This window comes from Nocardia sp. NPDC003726 (assembly GCF_053586955.1).
Map to the genome: position 1 here is coordinate 61265 of NZ_JBSFNF010000017.1, position 23587 is coordinate 84851.

General features: G+C 69.1%; 17 protein-coding genes. 5 read left to right on the forward strand and 12 right to left on the reverse strand.

Annotated features, from left to right (window positions below):
- Positions 1-5: 5 nt before the first annotated feature.
- Complete coding sequence (locus ACWDMM_RS22045; protein WP_449939161.1) at positions 6-1481, forward strand: MFS transporter; 1476 nt, start codon at positions 6-8, stop codon at positions 1479-1481.
- On the opposite strand, the gene ACWDMM_RS22050 is transcribed toward ACWDMM_RS22045, so the two are convergent.
- Positions 1460-4180 (reverse strand): hypothetical protein, encoded by a 2721-nt coding sequence (locus ACWDMM_RS22050; protein WP_357106261.1) that lies wholly within the window; start codon positions 4178-4180, stop codon positions 1460-1462. The genes ACWDMM_RS22045 and ACWDMM_RS22050 overlap by 22 nt on opposite strands.
- A gap of 520 nt (positions 4181-4700) precedes the next feature.
- Positions 4701-4859, reverse strand: coding sequence for a hypothetical protein (locus ACWDMM_RS22055; RefSeq protein WP_157114807.1), 159 nt, complete (start codon positions 4857-4859; stop codon positions 4701-4703).
- Positions 4860-5591: 732 nt separating this feature from the next.
- Between ACWDMM_RS22055 and ACWDMM_RS22060 the strand changes: the two genes are divergently transcribed.
- Positions 5592-6668, forward strand: coding sequence for a baeRF2 domain-containing protein (locus tag ACWDMM_RS22060; RefSeq protein WP_449939164.1), 1077 nt, complete (start codon positions 5592-5594; stop codon positions 6666-6668).
- A gap of 22 nt (positions 6669-6690) precedes the next feature.
- Here the strand turns inward: ACWDMM_RS22060 and ACWDMM_RS22065 are convergent, their stop codons facing one another.
- The 6 genes from ACWDMM_RS22065 to ACWDMM_RS22090 all read right to left on the reverse strand — a co-directional run bounded on the left by ACWDMM_RS22065 (position 6691) and on the right by ACWDMM_RS22090 (position 16550).
- Positions 6691-7377, reverse strand: coding sequence for a PAS and ANTAR domain-containing protein (locus tag ACWDMM_RS22065; protein WP_195081602.1), 687 nt, complete (start codon positions 7375-7377; stop codon positions 6691-6693).
- Positions 7378-7699: 322 nt separating this feature from the next.
- The gene (locus tag ACWDMM_RS22070) at positions 7700-7951 is read right to left on the reverse strand and encodes a S1 RNA-binding domain-containing protein (RefSeq protein WP_195081601.1); all 252 of its coding nucleotides are present in this window, start codon (positions 7949-7951) and stop codon (positions 7700-7702) included.
- 339 nt (positions 7952-8290) lie between these two features.
- The gene (locus ACWDMM_RS22075) at positions 8291-9898 is read right to left on the reverse strand and encodes a carboxylesterase/lipase family protein (protein WP_449939167.1); all 1608 of its coding nucleotides are present in this window, start codon (positions 9896-9898) and stop codon (positions 8291-8293) included.
- A 419-nt stretch (positions 9899-10317) separates the two neighbouring features.
- Positions 10318-14613, reverse strand: coding sequence for a type I polyketide synthase (locus ACWDMM_RS22080; protein ID WP_449939169.1), 4296 nt, complete (start codon positions 14611-14613; stop codon positions 10318-10320).
- Positions 14610-14876, reverse strand: coding sequence for an acyl carrier protein (locus ACWDMM_RS22085; RefSeq protein ID WP_195081598.1), 267 nt, complete (start codon positions 14874-14876; stop codon positions 14610-14612). The genes ACWDMM_RS22080 and ACWDMM_RS22085 overlap by 4 nt, the downstream gene beginning before the upstream one ends.
- Positions 14877-14906: 30 nt before the next feature.
- Positions 14907-16550: a fatty acyl-AMP ligase gene (locus tag ACWDMM_RS22090; protein ID WP_323124308.1), complete on the reverse strand. Its 1644-nt coding sequence runs from the start codon at positions 16548-16550 to the stop codon at positions 14907-14909.
- A gap of 315 nt (positions 16551-16865) precedes the next feature.
- On the opposite strand from ACWDMM_RS22090, the gene ACWDMM_RS22095 reads away from it, so the two are divergent.
- Both ACWDMM_RS22095 and ACWDMM_RS22100 read left to right on the forward strand, forming a co-directional pair.
- Positions 16866-17387 (forward strand): MarR family winged helix-turn-helix transcriptional regulator, encoded by a 522-nt coding sequence (locus ACWDMM_RS22095; RefSeq protein ID WP_449939173.1) that lies wholly within the window; start codon positions 16866-16868, stop codon positions 17385-17387.
- Positions 17357-18988 carry an MFS transporter gene (locus ACWDMM_RS22100; protein WP_397070996.1) on the forward strand — a complete coding sequence of 544 codons (1632 nt, stop codon included), beginning with the start codon at positions 17357-17359 and terminating at the stop codon, positions 18986-18988. Before ACWDMM_RS22095 ends, ACWDMM_RS22100 begins: the two co-directional genes overlap by 31 nt.
- A 62-nt stretch (positions 18989-19050) precedes the next feature.
- Here ACWDMM_RS22100 and ACWDMM_RS22105 read toward each other — a convergent pair whose 3' ends face one another.
- The 4 genes from ACWDMM_RS22105 to ACWDMM_RS22120 all read right to left on the reverse strand — a co-directional run bounded on the left by ACWDMM_RS22105 (position 19051) and on the right by ACWDMM_RS22120 (position 22332).
- Positions 19051-19401 carry a hypothetical protein gene (locus ACWDMM_RS22105; protein ID WP_195081595.1) on the reverse strand — a complete coding sequence of 117 codons (351 nt, stop codon included), beginning with the start codon at positions 19399-19401 and terminating at the stop codon, positions 19051-19053.
- Between the two features lie 71 nt (positions 19402-19472).
- Entirely contained in the window at positions 19473-19877 is a 405-nt protein-coding gene (locus ACWDMM_RS22110) for an NYN domain-containing protein (protein WP_195081594.1), read from the reverse strand.
- A gap of 4 nt (positions 19878-19881) precedes the next feature.
- Positions 19882-21558, reverse strand: a complete 1677-nt coding sequence (locus ACWDMM_RS22115; RefSeq protein ID WP_195081789.1) for a S8 family peptidase — start codon at positions 21556-21558, stop codon at positions 19882-19884.
- Between the two features lie 567 nt (positions 21559-22125).
- On the reverse strand, positions 22126-22332 hold the full coding sequence (locus ACWDMM_RS22120; RefSeq protein ID WP_357106237.1) for a hypothetical protein: 207 nt from the start codon (positions 22330-22332) through the stop codon (positions 22126-22128).
- Here ACWDMM_RS22120 and ACWDMM_RS22125 point away from each other — a divergent pair.
- Entirely contained in the window at positions 22307-23566 is a 1260-nt protein-coding gene (locus ACWDMM_RS22125; RefSeq protein WP_357106234.1) for a KasA/KasB family beta-ketoacyl-ACP synthase, read from the forward strand. The genes ACWDMM_RS22120 and ACWDMM_RS22125 overlap by 26 nt on opposite strands.
- Positions 23567-23587 lie beyond the last annotated feature (21 nt).

The window sequence follows — 23587 nt, forward strand, 5'->3', positions numbered from 1 at the left end:
GATCCGTGCGGACCATATCGACCGACATCCCGGCCAGGCTGGATCGTCTGCCCTGGTCGCGGTGGCATTGGATGATCGTGATCGGACTCGGGTCCGTGTGGATCCTCGACGGGCTGGAAGTGACCGTCGTCGGCAGCGTGGCCGCCAGGCTGTCGGAACCGGACAGCGGCCTGACCATCACCGCCGCACAGGTTTCCGGTGTCGCGGCGGCGATGTACGTGGCGGGCGCAGGCGCGGGCGCCCTCTTCTTCGGTTGGCTGACCGACAGATTCGGCCGCAAGAAACTCTTCTTGATCACGCTCGCGGTCTACCTCTTCGCGACGGCCATGACGGCGCTGTCGTTCTCGATGTGGTGGTTCGTGCTGTTCCGCTTCCTCACCGGCTTCGGCATCGGCGGCGAATACGCGGCGATCAACTCCGCGATCGACGAGCTGATCCCCAAGCAGTACCGCGGACGCATCGATATCGTCATCAACGGCACCTATTGGCTCGGCGCTGTCGGCGGCGCGCTGCTTTCCATCGTCGCGCTGAACACGGCGCTGTTCCCGCCGAATGTGGGCTGGCGCTTGACCTTCGCGCTCGGCGCCGTGTTCGGCCTGATCATCCTGCTGGTGCGCAGGCATGTGCCGGAGAGCCCGCGATGGCAGTTCATCCACGGTCACGAGGACGACGCGGAACGCACGGTCACCGCCATCGAAACGCGCGTGCGGGACGACACGGGCGCGGCGCTCGCCGACGTCTCCGATCAGCGAATCCGGATCCGGCAGCGGCGCAGCATCTCGTTCCGGGAGATCGCGGCGGTGCTGGTGCGGCGCTATCCACGGCGTGCGGTGCTCGGGTTGTCGCTGTTCATCGGGCAAGCGTTCCTCTACAACGCCATCACGTTCAACTACGCGCTCATCCTGTCCAGATCGTTCGGCGTTCCGGACGACCGGGTCGGCTACTACTTCGCGGTCCTGTGTTTCGGCAACTTCCTCGGTCCGCTCCTGCTGGGCAAGCTGTTCGACACGATCGGGCGCAAGCCGATGATCGCGGGCAGCTATCTCGGTTCGGCCGTGCTGTTGCTCGGCACGGCATGGCTTTTCGCGGCGGGCCACCTGACCGCGACCACGCTCACCGCCTGCTGGACCGCGGTGCTGTTCGTGGCGTCGTGCGGCGCCAGCGCGGCGTATCTGACCGTCAGCGAGATCTTCCCGATGGAGACCCGCGCCTTGGCGATCGCCTTCTTCTACGCGATCGGGACCGTCGCGGGCGGCGTCGCGGGACCGTTGGTGTTCGCCGGGCTGACCGCGGACGGCGAGCCGGGAAAGACCGCCCTGGCGTTCACCATCGGCGCGCTCGCCATGTTCGCGGCCGGTCTGGTGGAACTGGCCTACGGAGTGCGCGCAGAAGGGCGGTCACTGGAGGACTTGGCCGAGCCGCTGAGCGCGACGCCGGAGCGGGCGCGCGCCGAAGCCGCTCAGCCGCCGCCGAGCGGATAGGGACGACACCGCGGATCGTCGTTCGCGGTGGCCCGGCCGCAGCCGTAGATCATCACGGGCTCGGTGTCGGCCGACGGATCCCAGATCTGGTCCACACTCAGCAGGCCGACCCACTTCTCGTGCGCCACCCGGCCCACATGGGCGCCCTCGCTGACCGAGAAGTCCAATACGCCGCTGCTGGATTCGATCACCGGCTGCCGCGGCAGGTCGCGCAGCGCCGCCCACACCGCCGCCGCGCTGATCGGGATCGGCTCGGTCCACACGCCGGAGGCGGTCGGGGCGAGCGCTTGCACGGCGCGCACGAACAATCCGACCGCGTCGTAGGTCAGCGCCACCCGCTCCCCCAGTGGGTGCAACTGCACGCGCTCGCCTAGCGGTTTGTCCGTCTCGGCGCAGGCATTCCAGCTGGGGATGTCCGGATCGACGGTCGTGGCGAGGTTGTAGAACTCGACGCGGCTGCGCAATCCCTGGCCCTTGTTCCGGCAGGTCACCAGGCTCGCCTTGGCCACGTAGACCAGCGGGCGAGCGCTGTTGGCCGCCCTGCGGCGATCCGCGCTGGCCATGAACCGGTTGACCGAGTCGTCGGCGATCAACAGCACCCGCTTGTCGCCGCACGCCTTGTTCAGGCTCTGCAGGAAGTCGGGGAATTCCGAGTCGCGTCCGGCGAAGAACAGGACCTCGTCGCACGCGTCGCCGTGGCCCTGCGCGGCGAAGGCCTCGCGCAGATCCCAGGAACCCTCCCAGATGTCGCGCCCGCTGCGACCCAGGATGTGCAGGTCCTCGGCCATGTTCTCGGTGTAGAGGTCGGTCGGGTCGGGGCGGTGGTAGATCCGCACGCCGCGCCCGGCCAACCCGGGCACGGAGTTCAGGTACTGCTCGATCATGTCGGCGATCGCGTGGTTCGGCGGGGCGATCTGGAAGTACAGCGGCGAGGATCGCACCATCTCGTCGGCCGACAGGCTCGGCGCCACCATCGGAAGGCCGAGGCCGGTCAGCGCGTTGATCATGCTCAGCGTCGCGGTGCGGCTCTGATCGAGGCCGATGGCACCGACGACGCCGGGTTCGGCGCGGATCAGCGGCGTCAGCAGCTCGACGACCTGCGGCCCCTGCAGGTTGGCCGGACCGGTGTTCGCCAGCAGCAGCCGGATCAGCGGGACCGTGTCGGGCGTGACGGCGTCGTCGGGGGCGACCGATTCCAGCGCACTGTACTGCGCCAGCGCCAAGCCCTCGATGTCCTCGCTCTGCGCCGGGTAGTCGCCGGGAACGCCGGTGAGCTGGCCGAAATAGACCAGCGTGAACAGCGGCCGGGTCGGCTGCCGCGCGGCCAATTGTTCGGCGAGCAGATTCTGCTTGTACACCCGCCGCTGGACTTCCACCAGACGACGGCTGCCCGGTTCGTCGCTCGCGAACAGGAAGCCGCGGCCCCCGGCAGCGGGGTCGTCGGGGTCGTAGGCGCTGAATCCGACGCAATTGCCGTCCGCGACGGAAACCACGCGCACCCATCGGTCCGCCACGCTCGTGCCGCACGCGGTTGTGCCCGCGCGCCACGGTCGCCAGGTCGCGAATCCGGCCGCCGCCACGGCCAGCACGACCACCAGGAACACCGCGGTCGCCGACAACGCCCGGCGCGCCCACCACGGCGGCGCGGGCGGCCGGATGCGGCGGAACGGATCCGGCTCGTCGTCGTTCGGGCCGGTCGCCGGTACTGCGAACCACAGCTGCCAAGCGCGCGGGCGTTGCCGCTGCCGCGCCACGGGCAACTCGTCCACCCAGATCTCGTACAACCGCCGCACCCGGTAGGCCGGTCGCGCGGTGACGCCGGGCGGCGGCGTCCGCGTGCCCGCCACCACCAGCAGCGGATCGTCCTTGCCGGTCTCGTTGCGGACGTCGTTGATCAGATCCAGCAGCCGTTGCCCGGCTTCGCCGTCGAGCGCGCGCAGGATCACGACCGGATAGGTGGTGCGCCGGGCCGCGCCGATGCCCCACCAGCGCCGGCGATACGCGACGCGCAGGTCTTCGAGGAAAGCGTGCACCAGCAGCTTGGCCAAGTGCTCGGCGTGTTCGTGGCGGCGGGCGCCCTCGGTGAGACGGTGCGCGAATCCGACGAACTGACTGGACTGTTCCGGCGCCAGATACTGCTGGCGCATGAACCAGCGGAACTCCCGCCCCACGCCTGGAATGCGACCGCCGGTGCGCGCCCGGAACACCGCCGTGGGCAGCACGATGCGCAGCAGTCCGAGCGCGAAGCGCTGCACCACGCCCACCGTGGCCTCGGCTTCGCCGAGCAACTCCTCACCCCATCGGCCGAAATCCCTGCGCAGCAGCGACGCCAGCTCGTCGAGTTCGTTGTCGGAGCTGAGCTTGCGGGCCATCAACCATTCGGCCAACCGGTAGCGCCGGAAGGGCAACGGGCGCAATCGCCCGAAGCGGTCGGCCGACAGACCCTTGCAGAGGTTGTAGAGCAGCCTGCGCAACGCGGTGAGCCCCGGCGTGGTGTCCTCGACCAGCGAACTGCCCTCGGGCAACGGGTCGAGGGCGTCGACGTCGACAGCCACGTGCACCGCGCCTGCGAGCGCGGCGCCGAACATCTCCAGGCATGCCTCGACGTTGGTGACATCGCCGCACAGACCCACCATCGGCAGCATCCGCTCGCCGCGCGGCGGCCGTCGCACCAACCAGCGAAGCAGATCTTCGAGCACATCGACTCCCCGAAAGGAGACAGCTCTGGTGCCGGACATGACGCCCCCGTGTCCTCCGCGAAAGGTGAACACCCATTGAAGCAGACGCCAAAAGACATGCCGCTCAGAGCTCTTGGCCTGCGAACAGGCACCGGCGCAGCGGCGCGGCGATCATGCGGATGGCAAGCCCGGCCTGCCCTGAATTCGCGGAGCGGTCACGGATAGGGCGAGTCGTCACATCCCGGGAACTCGAAGCCGGTCCTCGATCGCGCACGCCGCGAAATGTGAATGTCGCGTGAACGCACCGAATTCTCGGTGAACTCGCTCGCCGCGTGTTTACGCCTTGGACGACTTTCGTCGCCACCGCGTCCGCGCGACGTGTTCGGCCCGGTAGCGGAAACGCTTACCAAAAAAGTATTCCGGGCGCGAGTCTTATAACAGCTCACCGCCGGTGATTACGGGCAGGCGCCGAGACGCCGACGGCCTGCCTGCGATGGCCGGCCTGCCGCGCGGCGGCGGAATGCGGCGAACCTGCGGCTCGTCAGTTGTGCCGCGGGTCGGCGGTCGAGGCGTGCGGCCGGGTGATCCGGCGATGCGCCATGACTTCGGCCCACCAGCCGCTCAGCGGGCTCGGGTCGGGCCAGACGATCCGATCTCGTTCTTCGTCGTCCGCGACGGGCGCTTCGGGTTTCTCGATCACGATGACGTTCCTCTGCGCTGGTGCACGATGCCGTACACATGCTTGCGGAGAGCCCTCGTGTTCGTGCGTGCCGGTGGCTTCGCGACAGAGCGCGTCGAATCGGCTGAACGTCGAGCAGCGCGGGTTCCTCGCCCCTTTTTATCGGCCGACCGCGCTGTCGGCCCGATACATCCAACATTTACCACAGCCGAGGTGTAACAAACCGCTCTTTTCGGTTTACGATCCGGACACCAAGCGGTCGCTTGTTTACATTTTCCGGCGCTGAACAGTGGAAATGGCGGTTTCGGCCGGGTTTCTTACACGAAACCGAAAAAGCGCCGGGTGGTGAAACACACCCGCCCTGCTCCTCGCTCGCGGCGGCTGTGGACGCGCTCGCCCCAGCGGCTTCCGCCCCGTGCGCTCGGCCCCGCATGCGGCACCACAGCGAGCGGTGGCCCGGCCGGTGTCGCGGATGGCGCCCGCGCCGCCGACCACGCGGAGGCTTCGTAAATCCTTTGCAGCCAATCCGTGTGACAGCCCCAACCCCACGCGGAACACAGCGCCGAAGCGCCCGCGTCCGCTGATTCGGCTCGACCCGCCCGGGTACCCGCCGACTGTGGTTCACCGAACCGAAGCCGTCGGCACACACGACGACGTCGTCCGGGCGCGGACGCCGACGGACCGGGACTGCGCCGACGCGTGCCCGCAACCATCGGCGCGGGCACGCGCGGCCGGGGAAGCCAGGTGATGCCGATGGCCGACCTCCGCCGCATAATCCGAAAGCACGGGCCCTTCGCCTCGGTCTGCTTCGACAGTTCCCACGACACCGAGGACGCGGCGCGCGGCACCGAGCTGCGCTGGCGCTCGATCGACGCCGAACTGGACCGCAGTGGAGCCCGGCCGCGCATCCGGCGGCTGCTCGCCCAGGCGATCGAACGGCATCCACTGGCGCGCGGGCGGTGCGGCAGGCTGCTCATCGCGGACGAGACCGAGGTGCTCGCCGACGAACGTCTGCCGAGCCCGCCCGCCACCGAAACCGTCCGGGTGTCTCCCCTGCCCTACCTGCTGCCGCTGATCGAAGCCCAGGCGGAGAAAGTGCCGCATGTCGTCGCCCTCGTCGGCCGGGTGGGCTCGGAGCTGTACACGCTCGACGGCCACGGCAGCGAAGAGCGGCAGGCCCTGCGCAGCGCGGGCCATCCGGTGGCCGAGCCCCGCCACGACGACTGGTCGCACCGCACGATCCGGCGACGGATCGAGGACACGACCCGACGCAACGTCCGCGAGTTCGCGGGCGAAGTGGACCGGCTGGCCGACATCGTGCACGCGGAAGTCGTCGTGCTCGCCGGGGAAGCGCTGGCCCGAGCCGAACTGCGGGCGGTGTTCGACGCGAAGGGCCGGGACGTCGTCGACGCCGAATCCGGAACGCTCGCACCGGGTTCGGACCCCACGGCGCTCGACGCGGAAGTCCGCGAGATCCTGCACCGGGTGGCGGCGCGACGCCGTCGCCGGGTCCTCGACCGCTTCGCCGCGGAGATCGAGCGCCCGGACGGCTCGGCGGTGGCCGGGCTCGCGGCCACCACGAACGCGTTGCGCGCCGCGGCCGTGGAGTGGCTACTGCTCGATCGCGCGGCGCTGGGCGATCGCTTGGTGCTGGCCGGGTCCGCGCCGAATCCTCTGATCGGCCCGGCCACCAACGGCTCGGCCGGTGAGATGCGCCGCGCCGACGAGGCCCTTCCGGTGGCCGCTGTGGCAACCGGGGCCGACATCGTCCTGGTCGAGGCCGTGGCAGCCCTGCGCGACGGGGTCGGGGCGGTGCTGAGCGGCCGATAGGACGAGGCGCGCCGACCACCCGTCACGACTTCGGAACGCGCTCGTGCAAGGTGAGCAGCATGTGGTCGAAAGCGGTCTGCACCCCCGGCGGAGCCGCAGGCAAACGGTCGATTTCGGCGATCAGCTGGGCGGCCAGGTCGCGCAGCTTGACATTGGTCTCCTGCGAACGCCACTGCAGAACGTGGAAGGCCTGGTCGGCGTTGATCCGGTAGACCCGCATCAGCACGCCTTTGGCCTGCTCGATCCGCGCGCGCGCTTCGACCAGGCGCGGCAGCGTGTCGTCGAGCAGATCCTGACGTTCCTCGGCGATGGTGGCGGTCAGGTCGACGTAGTATCCCGCGGTGCCGACCACCGTGCCGTTCTTGTCGGTCATGGTGTCGCCGAGCACGAGCACGTGGTGCGTGGTGCCCGCGGTGTCGATGATGCGATGACGGCTGCAGAACGGCTCGGCGTTGCGCACCGATTTCTCGATGGCCTCCGCGACATGATCCCGGTCCTCCGGGTGCTTGTGCGCGAGCAGCAACTCGGTGGTCGGCGTCACCGCGTCGGGCTCGTAGCCGTGCATCGCGGCGACCTCGTCCGACCATTCCCACCGCTGATCGGCGAACCAGAACCGGAAACTTCCGGTGGCCTGTGGCGTCCCGGCACCGACCACTCGGGCTACCGCGCCTTCGGCCGTGTCCACGATTCGGTCGCCCGATTCGTTCATGGCGTCAGTATGCTCCCTACCTGCGGCGTCGCACCGTGGATCGCGGCGATCGAAGCGGGAGGCCCCGCACGCGGTGACATCCTCATCTTATTCCGGCTCGCACCCGATCCGGCCCGTGTGCCGCGGCTACCCGGCGCCGTGGAAAGCGATTCCAGGCCGCGAATCGCGGGTTCCGCCGCGCGAGCGGCCCGCCGGATCGGCATGGCGAGCAATTCCCGCAGGCGGCCGGTCCGATCCGCCGCGAGCGCTCCGCCGCGGCGGGATAGTCTTGGGATCGTGCCGGGGCAGGTGGAGTCTGCCCCGGCACGCCCGTGCCGAGCATCTACTCAGCGTGCGCCAAGGCGACCCGCTGCTTCTCGGTGTCGATATCGAGGATGCGCACCGTCAGAGTGGAGCCGACCTGCGGTTCGGCAGACCACTCGGTGCGGTGCAGCAATCCGTGGATTCCCGGAGCAACCTCCAGGAACGCGCCGAACGGCACGATCTGCACGACGGTGGCCTCCAGCACTCCGCCCCGAGCGTGTGCCGCGACGAACTCCGGCCATCCGCGCTGCGACGATTCGGAATGGGACATGTGTTCTCACCTCCTTCCAGCGTCCCTGTAGTGACATGGGATTCGCGGAGAAGGCGGGCGGGCCCCTGGCCCGCCGGATGATCACAGCGCGGCCGGGTAACCGTTCTGTGCGCGGCGTGTCGCCGACCCGGCAGTCATGGCGACGACCATAACCCAGCGCGACGCGATGCGGCAAGATCGAGAGCGGGGAAACAGTGAAAAGCTTTGCAGACAGGCGATTTTCGCGACGGTCGACGCGATTGGCATGAAGCCACTACCTGCCGCGACCGCGATATGGGCAGGTGGGCGGCGGGATTCGGCGCCGGGGAACCGGCAGGTCGTCGCCCGTCTCGCGCTGGATCAGCGGTCGATCTCCGCCCAGAACGCGCAGTCGTGCCTGGCGGCGAAATCGTCGGTCATGGCGCTGCCGGTCGCCCGCATGAGCAGCGCAGAGCCATCGGGGTCGTACCCGGTCGACGTCGGCCAGGCCTGCCATTCGGGTGAGCCCGGCGCGTTCGGGTCACCGGTGTGGGCGAAGGTGGTCCACCAGCGCTGCATCTGCGCGGCGAAAGCGGCGGAGGCGCCGGTCCAGGGAACCGGGATGCCCATGAATCTGGTGAACAGGTAGTACAGCTCGGCGGAGTGAAAGGCTCCGGGCAGCACCGGATTGGCGGCACCGAGCGGCGCCTGATCGAACTCGTACTGCCACAGCGGATGCCCGGCGTCGCGCGCCGTCCGGCTGGTGGACAGCGTGGGACAGGCGAGCCCGCTGTCGGTGATCACCGTGATCTGGGCGGCTGCCGGTGAGGGGAATCGGTCGACCGGGTACCGGGCCAGGACTCGGTCGGCGTCGGCGCCGAAGGATTGGCGCACGAAGCGTTCATAGCTCGCCGCGTCCGGAATGCGGCCGCGGGCATAGTCGGTTTCGGCGACCATCAGCCCGCCTTCCGCGCTCGTGGTCCCCGTGAGAATCGGCGCTTTCCTGACATCCCCCATCAAGCCCGCGTCGAGCGTCCGCGTGATGACGACGCCGTCGATGGCGGGAAACCAGATGGGATCCTTACCTTCGGCTCGGGCCATCGGCGAGTCCAGGAGCTTCGCCGCGGGCAGTGCGCGCAGGCAGGCCAGCCGGGTCGCCGCGTCGCCGCAGCCGACACTCTCCGCGTACCGCTGCGAACGCGCGAACGCGTCGGCGCGATCGCCGGGCGCCAGTGGCGCTTGCGCGCAGGGGCCGCTCTGGATGATCGCCTTGGCGAACAGGTCGTCGGAGCCGGGTGCGGCGAAGTGGGTGCAGACGCTCACGGCGCCGGCCGACTCGCCGAAGATCGTGACGTTGTCCGGATCGCCGCCGAAAACGTGCGCGTTGGCGCGCAGCCAGCGCAGAGCGGCTTGCTGGTCCTGGATGGCGACCGTTCCGACGGCGCCGCCGGATTCGGCCGCCAGTTCGGGCAGGGCCAGGAAGCCGAACGGTCCGAGGCGGTAGTTCGGGATGGCCACGATGACGTCGCCGTCGGCGACCATCCGCGTCGGTCCGTCGTATTCGCTGTTGGAGCCGTCGAGATAGCCGCCACCGTGGAAGAACACCATGACGGGCAGCGGCCGGTCGCGGGCGCCGTCCGGCGCGTATATGTCGATGCTCAGGCAGTCCTCGCCGGTGGGTGCGAGCGATGGAATGCCGGGCAGGTATCCCGTCTGCGGACACTGCGGCCCGTGGTCGCGCGCAGGGCGCACACCCGGCCACGGTGATACGGGGCGCGGCGGCGCGAACCGCGCTTCGCCCTCGGTGGGCGCCGCGAACGGGATACCGAAGTATTCGGCGATGCCATCGACGGCGCGGCCGGAGATCGCGCCGCCGGTCACGAACACCTGCGGCGGTGCCCCCGCGACCACGGGCGCCGGAGCGCAGGCGAACCACAGACCGGCGGCGACCGTCAGAGCGGTCGCGGTTCGCGCGATCGAGCGAATCATGGCTGTCCACTACCTCCGATGCGAGCGCTACGGTCGGCGGCGAGGCAGGCGGCCTCGTCCACCGCGGTAGCCGGCATCGATCGGCTCGGCGTCCCGGTGCGCTCGCGGATCGGAGTCGACCGGTCGCGCGCGGCAGGAGCCGAATCGCCGCTGGAACCTTCACCTGGTGGTCACACGCCTACGTCGTCCGCCGACCCACTCGACGGTCGAATCCGCACCCGCGGCAGCGGACATCGTGCCCGCCCTCATCATCCGCCCGGCGCACCGAAACTCGCCCGTACCCACTCGAAGCCGGGGCAATGGCACCGCGGCTGATGCTACAGCGGTCCGGTGCGCGGAGCGGTACACGACGCAGACGTTCCGCTCACCGGGACCGGTTGCCACCGTCCGTGCGAGTCCGGCCCGGCGACGGGCGCGCGTCAGCTTTCGGCGAGCAAGGCGAGTTCCTCGGCGAGGATCTTGATCGTGTCGCGGATCTGGTCTTCGGTATGGCACGCGGTGACGAAGAACCGCAAACGCGCCAGGTCCTCCGGGACAGCCGGGTACAGGATCGGATTGACGTTGATCCCGCGGCGCAGCAGTGCGTTCGACAGCTTCAGCGTCCTCAGCGAATCGCCCACGATGCAGGGGACGATGGGCGTGTCGTGGCTGGCGCCGGTGTCGATCCCCGCTTCCCGGGCCAGTCGCAGGAACAGCCGGGAATTGTGGCGTAGGCGCTCCAGCGGCTCGCCGTCGGATCGCAGCTGCCGGATCGCCGCGGCCGATGCGGCGGCGTTCATCGGCGTCATACCGACGCTGTAGACGAACCCGGGCGTGGTGTATTTCAGGAATCGGATCAGCTCGGCGCTGCCCGCGACGTACCCGCCGCATCCGGCGAGCGCCTTCGACATCGTCCCGGACCACAATTCGACATCGGCGCGATCGACGCCGAAGTGTTCGCCGATCCCGCCGCCGCCCGCGCCGAGCACGCCGACGCTGTGCGCCTCGTCGATCATCAGCAGCGCCTTGTGCTTCTTCTTGACCGCGATGATCGCGGGCAGGTCGGGGATGTCGCCGTCCTGGCTGTAGACGCCTTCGATCAGGATCAGCACCCGCCGGTACCGGTGGCGGATCTCGGTGAGCAGTGCGTCGAGGGCGGCGTGGTCGTTGTGCGGGAACGGACGACGGGTCGCGCCGGAGAGCTTGCAGCCCTGCACGATGCTGTCGTGCGCGAGGCTGTCGTGGATCACCAGGTCCTGCGGTCCGGCCAGGTGACCGATGATCGTGACATTCGTGGAGTGGCCGCCGACCAGCGCGATGGCGTCCTCGGTGCCGAGCAGCCCCGCGAGCTCGGCCTCGAGTTCACGGTGCACCGGCTTCTCGCCGGAGAGGATCCGGCTGGCCGAGCACGAGCTGCCGTAGCGCGCCACCGCGTCCTGCACGGCGGCGACGACCGCGGGATGGCCGGACAACCCGAGGTAGTTGTAGCTGGAGAAGTTGATCACCGGTGCGCCGTCGATGACCGAGGTGTCCCGCGTGACGCCGTCGTTGATCAAGAAGTAGGGGTTGGACAGGCCGAGCGCCGCGACGCGGGCGACCCGGTCGGTGACCGACTTGACCTCGGCGAAATCCGAGATCCGGTACTCCGGCTCGACCACCGTGGGCCGGGGGCATGCCGACTCGGCGGCCACGGGAGGCTGGGGCCGACCGGGCGCACCCGCGGATGCCGTGACGTGAGCGATGACGTCGCCGAGGGTGGTCGTCGGCGTGAACCGGGTCGGGTCGATGGTCGCCGCGGGCAGTTCGCGCACCAGCGCGGCGATCAGGTCGGTCAGCATGAGCGAATCGAAACCGAGGTCGTCGCCGAGGGATTGGCCGTCGCGCAGCCGCTCCAGCGGGAACCCGCTGACCCTGGCGAATTCCGCGCGAACGACAGCCGCGACCGCGTCCGGTGCGACCGGCGGATTGGCTTCGCTCACCCCGGTCGGGGTCCGTTGCGGCGTGACCGTCCGCTCCGCCGCCCACCCGGCATCCGCTCGCTGCGCGGCGCGCTCGGCGGCCGGAGCGCCGACGAGACTCGCCAATACGGCGTTCTGTTCGCGGAAGTGTGCGATCAACTGCTCCATGGAGGTTTCCTCGGTTCGCGTGGATTGCGGTGGGGCGGTGCACGGTTCGACCCAGAACCGCTGGTCGGTGCGAAATTCGTAGCCGGGCAGTCTGCGGCGGACGCGCTGCTCGGGTTCGTAGAGCTCGTCCCAGTCGGGGTCGAGTCCATCGCGGTACAGCGCGGCGACGACGCCCGCGAGTTCGCCGCCGGTCGCGCCGGGGCCCGGGCTCGGCGCCAGGCAGCGCGGCGCCAGATCCGGACGGATCCGGCTCACCAGAGCGGCCAGAACGCGGCGCGGTCCGATCTCGATCACATGGCTCGGCTCGGCTCCGAGCGCGGCCTCGACCGCCTCGCCGAAGCGCACCGTGGCGCGGATGTGTTCGGTCCAGTAGGCGGCGTCCATCGTCTCGTTCGCGTCGAGCAGGCGTCCGCGCACGGTCGAGTAGAGCGGCAGTACCGGCTTCCGGTACGTGCATTCGCGCGCGACCGCCGCGAATCGCTCGATCATGGGTTCCATCAGCGGGCTGTGGAAGGCGTGCGACACGGTGAGCGGCTTGATCGCCACTCCGCGCGCCGCGAGCGCCTCCCGCACCCGGGTGATCGTCCGGGCGGCACCGGACAGCACGAGTTCCTTCGGGCCGTTGACGGCGGCGATCGCGATGTCCGTCCGTCCGGCGAGCATTCCGGCGATGTCGGCCGCGTCCGCCCGCACGGCGAGCATCGCACCGCCGTCCGGCAACTGCCGCATCAGCTCGCCCCGGGCGACGACCAGACGGCAGGCGTCGTCCAGATCGAACACGCCTGCCACCGCCGCGGCCGCGAACTCGCCGATGCTGTGCCCGATCACCCAGGCCGGACGGACACCGGCGCGGGCGAGGGAATCGGCCAAGGCGTACTCCATCGCGAAGATCGCCGGTTGCGCCAGGTCGGTGCGGTCGATGTCGGCGTGCTCGTCGAGCAGCAGCTCGCGCACCGAGCGGCCGAGATGCGCCGCCATGGCCCGATCGACGAGTTCGAGCGCACGCCGGAACAGCGGGCTCGCCGCGTCCAGCGCACGGGCCATGCCCGCGAATTGCGAGCCCTGGCCGGTGCACATCCAGCCGACGCCGATCGGTCGCACCGTCCCGGTTTCCGCACCCTCGCGCAGCAGCGCGATCGCGGCGTCGCGATCGGCCGCGGCGATGGCGAGCCGGGCTCGACCGGACGACTTGACCCGATTGCTCGTCCAGCAGACCTGCGCGAACCGGTCCGGCGGGAGGGCAGCCAAAGCATCGGCCAAGCGATCCGCGTTGCGCCGCAGGCCTTTTTCGTCGTTCGCCGACACGGTGAGCACTCCCCCACCGGGCGCACCGGAGGCTTCGGCGGCAGGGGCACTGCCCAGCACGACATGGGCGTTCGTGCCACCGAGGCCGAAACTGCTGACTCCGCCGTAGCCGGGACCCGCCAGCGGCATCGGGTCGGTGAGCAGGCGCAGACCCTGCTTGCTCATCCCCAGTCGCGGATTCTCCTGCTCGGCGAACCGCGACGGCGGAACGACGCCGTGCCACAGGCTGAGGGCGGCCTTGATCAGGCCTGCGACGCCCGCCGCGCCCTCGGTGTGGCCGAGATTGCCCTTGATGGAACCGATGCCGCACGGCCGCGACCGATTGCGCCCGTGCAGGTGCCCCAGCGCCTTGACCTCGATCATGTCGCCGAGCACCGTCCCGGTGCCGTGCGCTTCGAGGAAGTCCACCTGCTCGGGCCGCACTCCGGCGCGTTCGCACGCCTCCCCGATCACCTGCTGCTGCGCCCACCGGTTCGGCGCCGTGATGCCGTTGCTGCGACCGTCGGAATTGACCGCGCTGCCCTTGATCACCGCGTAGATCGGCAGGCCCGCCGCCTGCGCGTCGGCCAGCCGCCGCAGCACGAGCACCGCGACGCCCTCGCCGCGCACGATCCCGTCGGCGCTGCCGCTGAAGGGCTTGCACCTGGCGTCCGGCGCGGAGAGACCGGCCTGGGTGTAGAAGACGCCGACGGCGGGGGTGAGCACGAGATTGACGCCACCGGCGACCGCTTGGTCGCACTCGCCGGAAGCCAGTGCGCCGCAAGCGAGATGGATCGCGACCAGCGACGAGGAGCAGGCCGTGTCGACCGCGACACTCGGTCCTTTCAGGTCGAACTGGTAGGACAGCCGGTTGGCGGTCATGAAGTAGCCGTTGCCGGAGCCGTGTTGCGGCGTGATCGCGGCGTAGTCGCGCATTTGCAGGTTGGCCCATTCGTTGGCCATCACGCCGACGAACACCCCGGTGCGCGAACCGGCTTCGCCGCGCGGGTCGAGCGTGGCGTCTTCGAAAGCCCGCCAGGTCGCTTGCAGCAGCAATCGCTGTTGCGGATCCATCGCCTCGGCTTCGCGCGGCGTGATGCCGAAGAACTCGGCGTCGAACGCGTCGGCGTCGTCGAGGAAGCCGCCGCCGCTGGTGTTGATCGTGCCGGGCGCGCCGGCCGGGTCGTGGAAGTCGGCGGCGTTCCAGCGACTGGCCGGGACCTCGGAGATCGCGTCGCGTCCGTCGATCAGCAGCCGCCACAGCGCGGCCGGATCTGGTGCTTGGGGGAATCGGCAGTCGAGGCCGACGATGGCGATATCGGTCATGCGGCGAGGGCGAATTCGGCCGCGATATAGGCGGCGATGTCGGCGATGGTGGGGTACTCGAACACCAGCGTCGGGTCGGCCTCGAGCGACCAGCGCTCCTCGATCTCGCCGCACAGGCCGACCGCCGAGACGGAGTCGAGGCCCAGCTCGGCGAGCGGAACGACGGGATCCACCTCGTGGGGTGCGCGTTCGGTGTAGTCCGCCACGCGCTCCACGAGCCAATCCTGGATCGTGGTGGAACGAGTAATGGTGCTGCTGAACATGTTTCGGCTCCTCGATGCGCGTTCGGTCGGTCAGGCGGTCATGGATCGGCTCAGCGCCGGCTCGAGATCCCGGTACAGGACGCGCTCGACGCGATCTGCCAGGAACAAATCCCGCATCGCACCGCGCCGCACCTTCCCGCTGGTGGTGCGCGGAACGGCATGCGGCTCGACGAGAACCACGTTCGGCGCGGGCACGTCGAATCCGCGGGCGACGGCGTTCTTGATCGCCGCGGTCAGCTCGGCGAATGTCGTGTCGCCGCGCCGCGCCTTCTTGACGCCCTGCACCACGACAAGCCGTTCCCGGCCGCCCGCGTCGACGGACACGGCGATGCCGGCGCTGTCGGCGAATGCCGGATGCAGTTCGCGCACCAGCCCCTCGATGTCCTGGGGGTAGACATTGCGGCCGTTGATGATCAGTAGATCCTTCAGGCGGCCTGCGACGAAGAGTTCGTTCGCGCGCAGCAGACCGAGATCACCGGTGCGCAGGAAAGGTCCTTCGGCGCCCAGGTGAGCGTCGAAGGTCTCGCGCGTCTCGTCCGGGCGATTCCAATAGCCGGCGGCGACGCTCTCGCCGCGTATCCAGATCTCGCCGACAGTGTTCTCCGGCAGCTGTCGCAGCCGGTGCGGGTCGACGATGCGGATATCGAGACCGCGTGCCGCGTGTCCGCAGCCGACGAGCCGCGTATCGCTCCCGACGTCCAGGTAGGCCGGCGCCGACGGAACCGTCCGCGCGCTGGCGAGCAGCGTCACCTCGGCGAGACCGTACGCGGGGCGGAAAGTCGTCGGCCGCCATCCCGCGGGCGCGAACCGCTCGAGCACCGCCGCCATGGTTCGCTCGCGGACCGGTTCGGCGCCGCTGAGAGCGATCTCCAAAGTGCTGAGGTCCAGCTCGGCCACCTGCTCGTCGCTCACTCGCCGCGCGATCAGGTCGTAGGCGAAATTCGGTGCGCCGGTGAAGGTCGCCCGGTATTCGTCGATGGCTTGCAGCCAGCGCACCGGGCGCTTGAGGAACGTGGTCGGCGCCATGAACACCAGGTTCGCGCCTGCGTACACCGCTCCGAGCAAGAAGCCGATCAAGCCCATGTCGTGAAAGTGCGGAAGCCAACCGACGCCGGTCCCGGCATCGTTCATTCCGCCCGCGGCGATGGCGGCCTCGTTGTGCATGAGATTGCCGTGCGTCACGACGACGCCTTTCGGAGTGCCGGTCGATCCCGACGTGTATTGCAGGAATGCGATCGTCGCCGTGTCGATGTCGGGCATGCGCCATGCATCGGGCTCACCGGCCGGCCCGTCGGTCGCGACCACGAGCGCGGGCGTAGCGGCTTCGATCATCGGCTGGAACTGCGCGGTAGTGAGCACCAAGCGGGCGCCGGAATCCGCGATCACACTCGCTACTCGCCGGCTACTGCCCGCGTCATGCGGCACGGGCGCGGGGACGGCCACGACGCCGGCGTACAGACAGCCGAGGAAGGCCCGCAGGAACGCCATGCCGTCGAGGTAGACAAGCACGACCGGCTCCGCCGATTCCGGGCGGCTCGCCAGCCAGGCGGCGAACGCTCTGGCGTCGCGGTCCAGCTCACGGTAAGTGCGGATCTCCTCGCCGAGTCCGAGCCCGGTTTCCCGAAGGTAGGTGTAGGACCTGGTGTCCCCGTATTCGGCAACCTGTCGCCTCATGTGGTGAACGAAAGTCGGCTGCATCTCGTGGTTCCTTCGTAGCGATCGGCATCGGCGTTCGGCTACTACTGTCCGCTGGACCCAACCGCAGGACCAGGGACCTCAGGGACCACTCAGCAAACCCAGGGGGTGGGATCGACGCACCCATGGGGTGGTGGTGGCCGCGCCGCCATGTAGATAGCTGTCGATCTGCTGGGGCGTCTCCATGCGTGGCCGACCCCTGTGAGCCGCATCACCGGGCATCACTAGTTGCTTAGCGCAAGCAATTACCATATAGTTGCATAGCGCAAGCAACTTATCTCGTCTGGAGCGGCCATGGCAGTCTCATCCGATACGGCTCACAGCCTGATCAAGGAGCTCTATCTGATGGGCCGGGCGATCCGCGTCGCGCTGGCACACCCGGAGGAAGGGCACTTGCTCCCGGGCGGCATCGGGGTGCTCGGCACCCTCGAGTCCAAAGGTTCGTGCAGGCAGGTCGACCTCGCCGTGGATCTGTGCATCAGCCCGAGCGCGCTGAGCAGGCACGTCACCGAGCTCGTCGGCGCGGGCTACATCAGCAGGCACGCCGATCCCACCGACGGGCGGGCCACCCTCATCCGGGTGACCGACGAGGGCCGCGATCTGCTCTACCGCGTCCGCGCCTCGCGGGCGCGCGGCTTGCAGGACGTCCTCACGGACTGGAGTGAGGACGACGCCGAGCAAGCCTGTGCCGCCGTGCAGATGCTCCGGAACGCATTGACCGCACACGCGCAGAGCAGCGCGGTGCACGCGCACCAGCCGGTTTCGAAAAGAGAGTCAGGAAGTAGATGTCTAGTTCAGTCGAGTCGGAGTCGGTGACACGACGCGACCCGTACGCGATGACCCACCGCGAGGTCCTGGAAGCCATGACCGGGTTGCTCGCGGCCCTGTTCACCGCGCTGCTCAGCACCACGATCGTCGCCACCGCACTGCCGACCATCATCGGCGACCTCGAGGGATCGCAAACCGCCTACGCCTGGGTCATCACCACCGCACTGCTGGCCAACGCCGCCTCCACCCCCATCTGGGGCAAATTCGCCGACCTGTTCAACAAAAAACTGCTGGTCCAATCCGCCATCGTCATCTTCGTCATCGGCTCGGTGATCGCCGGAATCGCCCACACCGTGCCCGTACTCCTGGCCGCCCGCGTCATCCAAGGCATCGGCATGGGCGGATTGACCGCCCTGGTCGTGGCGATCATCGGCTCCATCGTCGCCCCCCGCGAACGCGGCCGCTACTCCGGCTACATGGGCGCGGTCATGGCAGTCTCGATGTCCGGCGGCCCCATCCTCGGCGGCGTCATCGTCGACAGCCCACTCGGCTGGCGCTGGTGCTTCTTCGTCTGCGTACCACTGGCCGTGATCGCCCTGGCGCTGTTGCAGCGGACCCTGCGGCTGCCCACCGACCGCAAACAAGGCGTGTCCATCGACTGGCTCGGCGCCGCGCTGCTGACCGCCGGCGTCTCCGTACTGCTCATCTGGGTGTCCTTCGCCGGAAAAGCCGGATACTACGCGTGGATGTCGCGGGAATCAGCGCTCTACGTCGGCGCCGGCGTACTGCTGCTGGCAGCGACCGTGTGGGTCGAATCCCGCGCCAAGTCGCCCATCATCCCCCTGCCGATCGTCACCGAACGCACCACCGGCCTGGCGATCCTCGCCTCCATCGCCGTCGGCATCGGCATGTTCGGCGCTACCACCTTCCTCGGCCAATACTTCCAAACCGCACGCGGCTACTCCCCGACCATCGCGGGTGTGCTCACCATCCCCCTGGTCGCGGGCATGCTGATCGCCTCGGTCGGCTCCGGCCAACTGATCACCCGCCGCGGCAAATGGAAAAGCTTCGTCGTCTCCGGCGCCGCGCTGCTGGTAGCCGGATTCGCGCTGCTGTCCACCATCGACCACGCCACCAACCTATGGCTGGTCGCCGCCTACATCACCATCGTCGGCCTCGGCGTCGGCATGATGATGCAAAACCTCGTCCTCGCCGTACAGAACACCGTCAGCGTGCACAACATCGGCGCCGCCTCCAGCAGCGTCGCGTTCTTCCGCACCTTCGGCGGCGCCATCGGCGTGTCGGTCCTCGGCTCCGTACTGGCCACCCGAGTCAGCGAACTATCCGCCCAAGGCTTCGCCCAACTCGGCATCCACCCCAAATCCTCCGGCGGCAGCAACCTCAACCTGGACGCCCTACCCACACCCATCGCCACCATCGTGCGCGCCTCCTACGGCGACGCCACCGGCCGCATCTTCCTCATCGCCGCCGGCGCGACGATCGTCGCGCTCATCGCGACCGCACTGCTGCCCAACCGCCCGCTACGCCGCACCATCGACATCGACCCCACACTCGACCCGATGCAGGCCGAGGCTCGCGCGGAGGGCAAGGAGGCGAACGCCGCCAAACAGCCGGCTCTGCTCGACTGAGCCGCCGATACGCGGAGAGCCCCGAAGCCTTCTCGGGGCTTTCCGCGCGTCACGGGTGCCGTTCAGTACGGCGGACGCTCGGCAGAGCGCAAACCGACGGTCGTCGCCGAGGTCAGCGCGACGGCCAGGCAGCGCAACTCGCCGGGAATCAGGAGCGATCTGATCGCGCCCTGGAAACATTCGAGCACCGCGCCGTCGGACCACCGCACGTCGTAGCGGTACCAGCACCGACCGGCGCCGCCGGCGCGCTGAACGTCCCGCTCGACCCGGACGGCCAGTTCGGCGAGCGCCGCGCGAACCTGACTCGGCTCGCCGGTGCTGGCGATCTTCCACCACGGCCGGTTGAAGTAACCTGGCTCGGAGATCTCGACCAGGTAGAGCAACGGCATCCCCACGACGTCGGAGGCGGTCATACCGCTCAGACTGCAGCAAAACGGACTGGACGGATGGGTGAAACGCCGGGCGTCACCAAGGCGATATCGACTCACGAGTCGAGGCGGTCGAGCAGCCGGCGCGGACCGACCACCTGCGCACCGAAAGCCGCGACACGTTCCCGCAGTCCTCGGTCCGCCGTCACCACCGTGATCGGACGGCCGCCGTCCTGTGCGCGAGCCGCGGCCACCACATCGACGATGGCGTCGTCCCCCGAACCGTCCGCCCGCACCACCCGCAGGCCGCCCGCATCCGGATTCTCCGCATCGACCGCGGCCTTCGCCGCTCCCTCGAGCACCACGATCACCTCGGTGCGTTCGGCCAGCCGCTCCGCCAGCCCGGTCAGCCGTTCGAGCAAACGCCGAGCGGCGCCGGAGCGGTCGCGCCACCATCCGTCGGGTCGTGACCCGATGACGTTCGCGGCGTCCACCACGATCAGCTGGGCACCGTCCGTCATCGCCTCAGTCCCCTCCCCCGGCGAGCACCGCGCCGGCAGCGGACTCTGCCGCCGCAGGCCGCGCCGCCCGCACGGCGGCGAGAGCGTTGATCCTGCCGTACCCGTACTTGTCGCTGTGCCCGTCGGCCCCGTAGCCGCCGTCCTGCGGATCGATCCGGTCGCAGGCGTCTTTCAGCAGGTCCTTCACCTCGCTGCAGGTCAGGTCCGGATTCACCGACAGCATCAGTGCTACTGTCCCGGCCACGCCCGGGCAGGCGCTGGACGTGCCGCCGAAGTCGTTGGTGTAGTCGCCCGCCGCATCGCCCGACGCCGTCGTGCCGCGGTTGTAGCCGGCCGCGCCGTGCCGATCCACCGTCCAGATCCCAGGCGTCAGCGGGTCGGGATGCCCGAAGGGGCGGTGCCCGATGTCGCTGCTGGGGAACGCGCACCAGACCGCTTTCCCGAAATCGCTGTACACACTGCGCTTACCGGTGTCGTTGCAGGCCGCGACGGCGATGACCTCGGCGAAACTCGCGTAGCCGTCGTTGTCGACGGACTCGTTGCCGTTGCCCGCCGCGAACACCACCACGCAGCCCTTGCCGCCGCGGCCGCTGGCGACGGCGTGCTCGATCGCCAATCTGGTGCTCGCGGGCAGCGCCACGACCCGGTTGTGCACCGGATCGCCCGGCTGGAACCAGGCGCCGTCGGCCGGACCCCAACTGCACGAGATGACGTCCGCGCCGTGATCGGCTGCCCACACGAAAGCGTCCGCCTCGGCCTGCGAACCGAGCCCTGAGGCGAGCCGGATCGGCATCAGAGCGGCTTCCGGCGCCACTCCGGACGCCCCGGCGGTGCCGTTGGCGCACGCCACGCCCGCGCACGCGGTGCCGTGATTGTCACCGTTGTCGGGTCCGGTGCCGAAGGTGTCCTTCGGGCGCGGATCACCGGTCTTCGCCGTGACATCGCGCGGGGCGACGATCTTCGCCGCGCCGGCGAATTCGGGATGGTCGATGTCGACGCCGTCATCGATGATCGCGATCGTCACCCCGGCTCCGCGGGTGATGGCGTGGGCGGCTTCCACTGCGGCATGCGCGTCGATCGTGACACCGCCGATGGTGGTCTTCTTCAGATGCCACTGCTGGGGAAAGATGGTCTTCTTGGCGCTGCTGCGGATCAGTTCGGGATGGCAGTACTCGATGTCGTCGCGATTCAGCAGCGAGTTGGCGATGTCGAACACCTGCTGCCCGGTGCCCTCGGGCGCCGCCGTGAAATAGGCGTTGGTGGCGTAGGAAAGCCTCTGCTTCACAGTCAGATTCGCCGCGCCCAGCACGGCGAGGCAATGTTCGTGATCGACGCGGTCGACGAACTTCACGAAGATGTTCTCCGTATAGAGCACCGGCTCCCCGGTACCGGGATCCACCAGGACGTGTCCGGCGAACCGCACCTCCGGCGCGGCGTCGAGCACCGGCTTGCGCTGCTGCACCGACCTCGAACCCGCGGGCAGCCGGTAGACCTCCACCCCCGCCTCCGGGTAGGCCTGCACCAGTGTCGCGTCGTCGAGTTCGGCGCCCAGCGGCGTGCGCACCGAACCCGATTGCCGCCGGATCCCGCGTCCGCTGCGCGTGCGCACCACGATCAGATCGGGGCTCTGTGCCAGCTCGAAACCGGGATCGTCCTTCGTACCGAAATTCGCGGTAGGCATCGAGATCTCCTTCGCCATGGGGGCCGGAGCACCAACTATGAACCAAAACTTCTGTGAAACACGGATTTACGGAGCAGCGCGCCCGTGTCGGCCGATCGACATCGGCCATGATCTTCGGCGCGTTCCTGTTCGGCGTCGTCTTCCCCTGGCGGCTGCGCGGCCGTCGGCAACGGCGCGCAACTGCTCAGCGGCATCTTCTGCCCGCGTTCTTCGTCACGTGGAACTCGGCGGACTCGACCGCGCCTGCATCGCCGAGTTCGCCGCGTTCATGCTCGCCGCACTCGCGGAAGGCTCAGCGGCAGTTTGTGGCGGCTCGCTCGGGCGATCACCGACCGGACCGGGTCCGCGGCCCTGGCTGCGCTGATGAACACCCGAACCGGACAAGAGAGCCGCGCAGCGATTCAGCCGTTCGGGCCGAGGCCACCCACCCCGCCCCGCTCTCTCGCCCAGCGGTGGTCGGCCTTGCGACGCGATCGGAGCACCGGTCCACGGCGGCAGTGTTTCGTAGGACACATAGCCGGGCATCACCACAGTCTGCGCATGACATAGAGCCTTGGCCGGCCACCGTCACAACGACAACTCTGGAACCGACGTCGGCGCCGTCGGCGAGACCGCGCACACCTCGAGCCGGTAGTTGGGGTCGGATCCGAACACATCGATCGGTATCACCGCGTCCAGGACAACTTCATCGGGAATGGCCACGGTGATCCCGAAGCAGCCGAGCCGACAAACCGAAAGAAGGAGTTCGATGTCCGATTTCACGAACTTCTCCACCAGCAACGGAGGGTTGCGCAGCGTGGTCGTGACCGCTGTCGAGATGTCGACCGCGGTCGGCGCCGACACCGACGCGACATGGAAAGGACTGCTCGCCGGGGAGACCGGGATCGCCAAGGTCAAGGACCCCGAGTTCGAGCGTTTCCGGGTTCCGGTCGACATCGCCGGTCAGTTCGAACTCGATCCCACCGAGGAACTCGATCGCCTCCAGAAGCGGCGCATGTCCTACATCCAGCAGGTCGCCTACGTCATGGGTAACCGGATCTGGGACACCGCAGGCCGTCCTGAGGTCGATCCCGACCGGCTCGGCGTCTGCATCGGCACCGGCCTCGGCGGCGCCGACACGCTGATCGAGTCGAACGATCAACTACGGGAAGCGGGTTACCGCAAGGTGTCGCCCTTCGCGGTGCCGATGGTCATGCCGAACGGTCCCGCCGCGGTGGTCGGGTTGGAACTCGGCGCGCGTGCCAGCGTGGTCACGCCGGTCTCGGCGTGCGCGTCGGGATGCGAGGCGCTGGTGCACGCGTGGCGCTCGATCATCTTGGGCGAGGCCGACATGGTGGTGGCGGGCGGGGTGGAAGGCCGCATCAACCCGCTGGCGGTGGCCGGATTCGCGATGATGCGGGCATTGAGCACACGCATCGATGAGCCGGAGCGCGCGTCGCGTCCGTTCGACCGGGATCGCGACGGGTTCGTCTTCGGCGAAGCCGCCGCGCTGTTCGTACTCGAATCCGAAGACCACGCCCGCGCCCGCGGCGCGACACCACTGGCACGGCTGATGGGCGCGGGCCTGACCGCTGACGGTCATCACATGGTTCTGCCGCATCCGGATGGTGCGGGCAACATCCGGGCGATGCGCCGTGCGCTGGAAACGGCGGGCGTGAGCGGTAAGGACATCGACCACGTCAACGCCCACGCGACATCCACCTCGTTCGGCGACCTGGCCGAAGCAAGAGGGATCCGCGCGGCGGTGGGCGACCATCCCTCGGTCTACGCACCCAAATCCGCGCTGGGGCATTCCGTCGGCGCGGTCGGCGCGGTGGAAGCAGCTTTGACCGTGCTCAGCGTGCGCGACGGGGTGGTGCCGCCCACCCTCAACCTCGACAACCAGGATCCCGAGATCGACCTCGACATCGTCCACGGCAGCGCACGCACCCAGAACATCGAGTACGCGCTGAACAACTCCTACGGATTCGGCGGCCACAACGCAGCCGTCGTCTTCGGCCGCTGCTGAGCATCCCGGGTGCGCCCGCCA